Below are 6,632 nucleotides of genomic sequence, written 5' to 3'. Positions count from 1 at the left end.
GAGGCGCTCCCACAGGTTCGGCGCTGTCAGTCAGTCCGGCGCCATACCTGTGGGAGCGGGCTTGCCCCGCGAAGAGGTGCTCCCACAGGTTCGGCGCTGTCAGTCAGTCCGGCGCCATACCTGTGGGAGCGGGCTTGCCCCGCGAAGAGGCGCTCCCACAGGTTCGGCGCTGTCAGTCAGTCCGGCGCCATACCTGTGGGAGCGGGCTTGCCCCGCGAAGAGGCCGACGAGTCAGACCCCGATTTGCTCGGTTGCAACCTCCCCGGCGCTGCGCAGATACGCTTGGTACAGCGCCGCATACGCGCCACTACGCCCGATCAGATCGGCATGCGCCCCTTGTTCCACCACCCGACCATGCTTCACCACGGCAATCCGGTCGGCATCGCGAATGGTCGCCAGGCGGTGGGCGATGATGATTGCAGTGCGCCCCTGGCACAGCCTGCGCAGCGCGCGCTGGATACGCCGCTCGGTGTGCACGTCCACCGCCGAGGTGGCTTCGTCCAGCACCAGCACCGCCGGGTCGGCCAGGTAAGCCCGCACCAGGCACACCAGCTGCCGCTGGCCATGGCTCAGGTGCGCGCCCAGCGGGCCGACTTCGGTGTGGTAGCGCTGCGGCAGACGTTCCAGCACCTCGTCGGCACCCAGCTCACGGGCGGCGGCCACCAACTGCGCATCGTCTGCGTCGGGCGCGGCCAGGCGCAGGTTGTCGAGGATGCTGCCGCTGAACAGCACGTTGTCCTGCAGCACCACGCCCACGTTGCGCCGCAAGTCATGCTGGGCCAGCGCACGCAGGTCGATGCCGTCCAGCTTCACGGCGCCGTGCTGCACTTCGTAGAAACGCGTCAGCAACTGCACCAGGGTGCTCTTGCCATGCCCGGAGGGGCCGACGATGGCCAGCACTTCACCGGCGCGGATGTGCAGGTCGAGCCCGTCGATCACCGGGCGCGAGCTGTTAGGGGTATAGGCAAAGCCGACCGCGTCGAAGTCCACCTGGCCGCGCGCCCGGGTCAGGGCGTGTGGCGCGGGCGGGTCGAGCACTTGCGGGCGGGTGTCGAGCAGCAGGAAGATGCGCTGGGCTGAAGCGCTGCCGGTGGCGTAGCGCTCGAACAGGTCTGACAGCTCTTGCAGCGGGCCAAGGAACAGGAACACGTAGAACAGGCTCTCGGCCACCTGCCCCACGCTGACCTTGCCCTCGGCCAGGCCATGGGCACCGACCAGCAACAGCACGGCCATGCCGGCGGTGCTGAGCAACGCGGTAAACGGCGCGAACCAGCCGGCGCGCAGGCTGCCGCGGATCAGCGCCTGGTTGAAGTCCTCCAGCAGGCGCCGGTAGCGTGCCTGGTTGGTCTGCGCTTGCCCGCATTGCTGGATCAGCCGCACCCCGCTCACACTTTCCACCAAGTGCGCGGTGAAGCGGCTGCGCTGCTCGGCCACCTTGGCCCAGTTGCGTTGCGACACGCGCTTGAAGCGCCAAGTGGCCACGGCCAGCAACGGCACTGTGGCCGCCAGGCTGTAAAAGAAGCTGGGCTCGATACGCCACAGCATTACCGCTGCCAGGCCGCAACGCAGCAGGGCGCCGAGTAGCTCGGGCGGGCCTTGCACGAGCAACGGCTCCAGCGCATCCACGTCCCGGTCGGCACGGGAAATGATGCGCCCGGCACGGGTCTGGTCGAAGTAGCTCACCGACAGCGCCTGCACATGGGCGAACACTTTCACCCGCAGGGCATTGAGCACGCCGATCGCCGCGCGCCCGGCGATGAACTGCGATACCCCGGCCAGCAGAAAGCGCCCCAGCCAGCTGGCTGCCAACCCCAGGCCCAACCACAGCACCAGGCGCTCGTCGAGCAGCCAGTGGTCGGCGCTGGGCACCAGGCCCTTGTCCAGCAGTTCCCGCACGAACCACGGGCGCAGGAACACGGTGAACACCAGCAGCAGCTCGATGCCGATCACGGCAAGGATCTGCCCGCGAATGGGCTGCAACAGCGGCAGCAAGCGGTGGAACATGCCCCGGTCCAGCGCCTGGCGGGCCAAGCGCTGCTCGATGTCGATATCGCTGGCGGGGGTGTGCTGCGCATCAGTCATGGTCGATCCCCAGCAAGTCGCGATAATGGGCGTTGTTCGTGCACAGTTCGGCATGGCTGCCATTGGCAGTGATGCGGCCGTTTTCCAGCATCAGCACGCGGTCGGCCAGCAGCAGGGTGGAGAGGCGACTGGTGATCAGCAGCAAGGTCGGGCCTTGGCCGCTGGCGCTGTGCAGGCGGCGGATGTTGTGCAGCACCTGGCGTTCGCCCAGGGCATCCAGGGCGCTGGTGGCGTCGTCCAGGCAGAGGATGTCGGGTGCACCGAGCAGCGCCCGGGCCAGGCACAGGCGCTGGCGCTGGCCGCCGGACAGGGTCACACCGCGGTCGCCTAGCGGGGTGTCGAGGCCGTGGGGCAGGCGCTCCAGCACGTCCTCGGCGGCGGCCAGGCGCAAGGCTTCACGCAACCGGGCGTCGCTGGCCTGTGGTGCGGCCATGCGCAGGTTGGCGGCCAGGCTGTCGGAGAACAGAAAGCTTTCCTGCGCCAGCACGTGCACGCGGCGGCGCAGGTCGGCAAGGTCGAGGTCGCGTACGTTGTACCAACCGGCAGTGTCGCTACCGACCTGCACGCTGCCGTGCTGTACATCGGCCAAACGTGGCAGCAGGCTGGCCAGTAGGCTTTTACCCGTGCCGGTGGCGCCGACCAGCGCCACCACCTCACCGGGCAGCAGGGTCAGCGAGCAATTTTGCAGGATAGGCCGGCCAGCTTCTGCTGCACTGACTTGCACCTGGTTCAGCTTCAGCCCCAACGGCCCCTCGGGCAGGGTGGCATGGCCGCCGACGATGGCCGGGCGTTCGTCCAGCAGCTGCCAGATACGTTCGGCGCTGGCGCGCGCATCGGCAAAGGTCTGCATCACCCGGCCAATGCCTTCGATGCGGAACACCAGCGTGGTGGCCACCAGCAGCGAAGTGACCAGCTCGCCGATGCCCAGCGCGCCAGCCGCCACGCGATGGGCGCCGTATACCAGGATCCACACATGCCCCAGCGCCACCACCGCCTGCGGTAGCGGAATGCGTGAACTGGCGTAGGCCAGGGCGGCGCGGGCATGGTCGGTGAACACCTCGACCTGCCGGGCGAAGCGTGCAATGCGCTGCTGTTCCAGGCCAAAGGCCTTGATCACCCGCACGCCACCGATGCCTTCTGCCAGGTCCTGGCTGACCTGGTCGTAGGCAGCGGCCACGGCGCGGTCGAGCGTGACCAGGCGATCGGTCTGCACCACGAACAGCCATAGCCCGGCGCCGGTCAGCAGCAGTGGCACCAGCCCCAGCAGCGGGTCGTACCAGCTCAACAGGCCCACCGCGACGAGCACCACCAGCGGGGTTTCGATGATCTGCCGCCAGAAGGTGATCAGTGCGTCGCGCACTTTGTCGGCATCGCGGGTGGTGCGGGTGACCAGTTCGCCCATGCCGTGGTGCCAGTGATAGCCCAGGTGCAGGCGCTGCACCTGGCTGAGGATGCGTTCACGCAGGCGCGTGAGCAGGGCCTGGCTGAGCACCAGCGACAGCACGGCGGCGGCGTATTGCAGCAGGCCGCGGCCCAGGGCGATGGCCAGCAGCAGCCACAACCAGTGCCAGGCCACGCTGGCGTCCAGGCTGCCGTCGGCCAGGCGCAGCACGGCGCGGCCGGCGCTGACATCATCGACCGCATGGCCGATCAGCCACTGCTGCCAGGCCAGGCCGAGGTTGCCGGCGATGTACAAGGCAGTGACCAGAGCAAAGCGCCAAGGCATTTCGCGGTAGATGGCCAATGCCCGAAGAAGCGGGTGGTTCATGTAGATGCTCGATCAGAATGCGACACCGCCCTTGTAGGAGCGGCCTTGTGCCGCGAATGGGGCGCGACGCGCCCCCCCGGCTCCAGCTGGGTTCAACGGCGGGTAGCGCCCTGGCTCTCCTTGGCATTAAGCACCGCCGTGTACTCCCCCGGGTCTGCCCCGTTCAGGTAGTAGTTGCCCACGTTGTGCAGCCGCCAGCGGATCGGGTCGTGGGTGGTGTGCACCCGGGCATTGCGCCAGAAGCGGTCGAGGTTCCACTTGCTCAGCGAAGCGCTGGCCCCCAGCAACGAGAACAAGTCGCTGGAAATCTTCAGCGATGCAGCATCGGAATGCGCACGGGCGGTAGCGACCGACAGGATCAGCTCATCCTGCAACGCCTTGTTCTCCGGGTCGCGCTCGTGTTCGTCGAACACCCGCGCCGCCTCGCGCAGCACCGACTCAGCGCCGCGCAGCGCCACGGCGTACTCACCGACCTGGCGAATGACATGCGGCTCGTCACTGGCGCGCTCCACGCCGCTCTCCACCCAGGCCCGGGCATGCTCGCGCAAGTACTCGACAGCCGCCTGCAAGGCGCCAGCGGCGATGCCGGTGTCGATGGCGGCGTGGAGGATCTGCGGGAAGGTCAGGCCAGTGCGTTTCATCGGCCCGTTGCGGCGGGTCAGGTAGCGCTCATCGAGCACGATGTTGTCGAAATTCACCGTACCGCTCACCGAGTTCTGCTGGCCAAAGGCTTGCCAGTCATCGATCAGGGTCAGCCCCGGAGTGTCGCGGTGCAGCAGCACGCCGACGCCGCCGTCTTCGCTGGCGGCGGTCAGCGAGATCCACTCGGCCAGGTAGGAGCCTGTCGAGTAGAACTTGCTGCCGTTGAGCACCCACTGGCCATCGGCGCGGCGCTCGACGCGGGTCTTGAGGGCGAACTTGTTCTTGCCGCCGACTTCGGCCAGGGCGTTGCCAAAGCGCTTGCCAGCGAGTACGTCGGCAATCAGCCGGTCGCGTATTTCGTCGGGGTAGCCGGTAAAGATGCCGCGCAGCATCACATTGTGAATTTGCAGCAGCTGGCCGACACCGCCGTCGGCGGTGGAGACCAGGCGCACGGTTTCCACCACAGTCTGCACCGAGGCACCGAGGCCGCCGAACTGGGCGGGCACCGCGATGGCGGTCAGGCCGCTGCTGGACAACAGCTCGGCCTGGCGGTGGGGGAGCTGGCCGTTGTTGCGCGGGTCGGCGGCCAGTTCGGCGATGTGCGCGGCGACCTGGCGGGCGGTTTCGATGGCTTCCGTTTCGCTGGTGAGGCGGCGGGCAGGGGAAGGTTCTATGGCACTCATGGTGGGGTCTCGAATTGTCAGAAGGGCCAGTGCGCCTGTTTCGCGGGCTTGCCCGCTCCCACAGAGGCAGCACTGCCCTTGGGGGTTGTGCTGGCCCTTGTGAGAGCGGGCATGCCCGCGAATGGCCACACCGCGGTACCAAGCCCTAGAGCAATATCTTTGCCACCCCTCTTCAGGCCACATCCTGTGTGGCTTCCAGCGGCCTTTGCTGCCTCAGCAGCAGTCATGTTGCTGATCTGGCAGCACCCCGCCCGCAATCCTGCTCCCAGCCAAGCACCCAGCCCTCCGACACAACAGCCAATCCTACGGAAATCAAGGCCTCCAGCGGTTGGCACGTACGCTGCAATGGTGCTTGCACGACGCCCAAGGAGCCACCCCATGACCCTCGCAACCCCCACAGCAAACCGCCTGGCAGACGACCCATCCGCCCTGGAACGCATCTGGTTCACCCGCTGCCCTGTGCCCACCGCCTCAGGCCTGGCCTACAAACTCGGCTGGCTGGAGCAAGAGTTCGCCGCCGATGGCTTGCCTGTCTCGACCTTGCAGGAGGCCCGCCAGCTAGGCCATCACCACTACGATCACCAACTGCCCGGGTTGTTTCGCGAAGGCGGCAACGTGCCGGCGCTGGCGGCACGTGCGGCCGGCTCCCCCAGTCGGTTGATCGGCCTGACCTGGATCGAGGAATGGCAAACCATCCTGGTCCGCCCGGACTCCGGCATCCGCAGCGCCCCCGACTTGCGCGGCAAACGCCTGGCGCTGCCGGCCTGGGGCGACAGCCGGCCTGGCAGCATTGCCCGGGCCATGAGCCTTCACGGTTACAAAGGCGCCCTGGCCTCGGCGGGCCTGCACCTGGATGACGTGCAACTGGTGGAAGTGGCCCTGCTCGACCAGGCCAGTGCCGCCACCCCGGCGTTGGGCTTGCAGCGGCTGTGGTCGGGGTTGGAATACCTGGCGCGCGGTGAAGTCGATGCCGTGTACGTGAAGGGCGCGGCAGCAGCCGATGCCGCACGCCGGCTGGGCCTGGTGGTGGGCGTCGACCTCGACCTGCTGCCCGACCCGCGCCACCGCATCAACAACGGCACGCCACGGCCGATCACCGTGCATCAACGCCTGCTCGACAACCATTTCGACCTGGTGGTGCGCTTCCTTGCCCAGACCTTGCGTGCCGCCGAGTGGGCAGCCGGCAACCGCGACGCGCTCAACCGCATTCTCGAAGAAGAAACCCGCGCGGGCAGCCAGGGTGTGGCCGAGGCCTACCGCGGTGACTTCCACACCACGCTGGCGCCGGACCTGTCCGCACAGCGCCTGGCCTTCCTCGGCACCCAAAAGGACTTTCTGTACCTGCACGGTTTCCTCGAAGCCGATTTCGCCATTGCCGACTGGGTCGACCCGCGGCCTCTGCAAGCTGCCCATGAACTGCTGGCCCAACGCCGCGCCTGACCTGACTGGAGATTGAA

The 6,632-nt window shown here is 67.7% G+C and carries 4 protein-coding genes; 1 reads left to right on the top strand and 3 read right to left on the bottom strand.

The annotated features are described in order from the left end of the window. Nucleotides 1-231: 231 nt before the first annotated feature. The 3 genes from AC07XM_RS24180 to AC07XM_RS24170 all read right to left on the bottom strand — a co-directional run bounded on the left by AC07XM_RS24180 (nucleotide 232) and on the right by AC07XM_RS24170 (nucleotide 5,175). Nucleotides 232-2,082 (bottom strand): ABC transporter ATP-binding protein, encoded by a 1,851-nt coding sequence (locus AC07XM_RS24180; RefSeq protein ID WP_024717693.1) that lies wholly within the window; start codon nucleotides 2,080-2,082, stop codon nucleotides 232-234. After that, nucleotides 2,075-3,850 (bottom strand): ABC transporter ATP-binding protein, encoded by a 1,776-nt coding sequence (locus tag AC07XM_RS24175; protein WP_219735998.1) that lies wholly within the window; start codon nucleotides 3,848-3,850, stop codon nucleotides 2,075-2,077. Before AC07XM_RS24175 ends, AC07XM_RS24180 begins: the two co-directional genes overlap by 8 nt. Nucleotides 3,851-3,942: 92 nt before the next feature. Then, nucleotides 3,943-5,175 carry an acyl-CoA dehydrogenase family protein gene (locus tag AC07XM_RS24170; RefSeq protein ID WP_016486040.1) on the bottom strand — a complete coding sequence of 411 codons (1,233 nt, stop codon included), beginning with the start codon at nucleotides 5,173-5,175 and terminating at the stop codon, nucleotides 3,943-3,945. 378 nt (nucleotides 5,176-5,553) lie between these two features. Between AC07XM_RS24170 and AC07XM_RS24165 the strand changes: the two genes are divergently transcribed. Beyond that, on the top strand, nucleotides 5,554-6,615 hold the full coding sequence (locus tag AC07XM_RS24165) for an ABC transporter substrate-binding protein (RefSeq protein WP_102689845.1): 1,062 nt from the start codon (nucleotides 5,554-5,556) through the stop codon (nucleotides 6,613-6,615). Nucleotides 6,616-6,632 lie beyond the last annotated feature (17 nt).

Source organism: Pseudomonas sp. GW460-LB5 (assembly GCF_059423245.1).
Note: the sequence above shows the minus strand (reverse complement) of the source record. Positions and strands in the feature narration are given on the sequence as shown.

Coding starts and splice junctions, on each gene's coding strand:
- AC07XM_RS24180 (WP_024717693.1), bottom strand. CDS start 2,082: ATGACTGATGCGCAGCACACCCCCGCCAGCGATATCGACATCGAGCAG.
- AC07XM_RS24175 (WP_219735998.1), bottom strand. CDS start 3,850: ATGAACCACCCGCTTCTTCGGGCATTGGCCATCTACCGCGAAATGCCT.
- AC07XM_RS24170 (WP_016486040.1), bottom strand. CDS start 5,175: ATGAGTGCCATAGAACCTTCCCCTGCCCGCCGCCTCACCAGCGAAACG.
- AC07XM_RS24165 (WP_102689845.1), top strand. CDS start 5,554: ATGACCCTCGCAACCCCCACAGCAAACCGCCTGGCAGACGACCCATCC.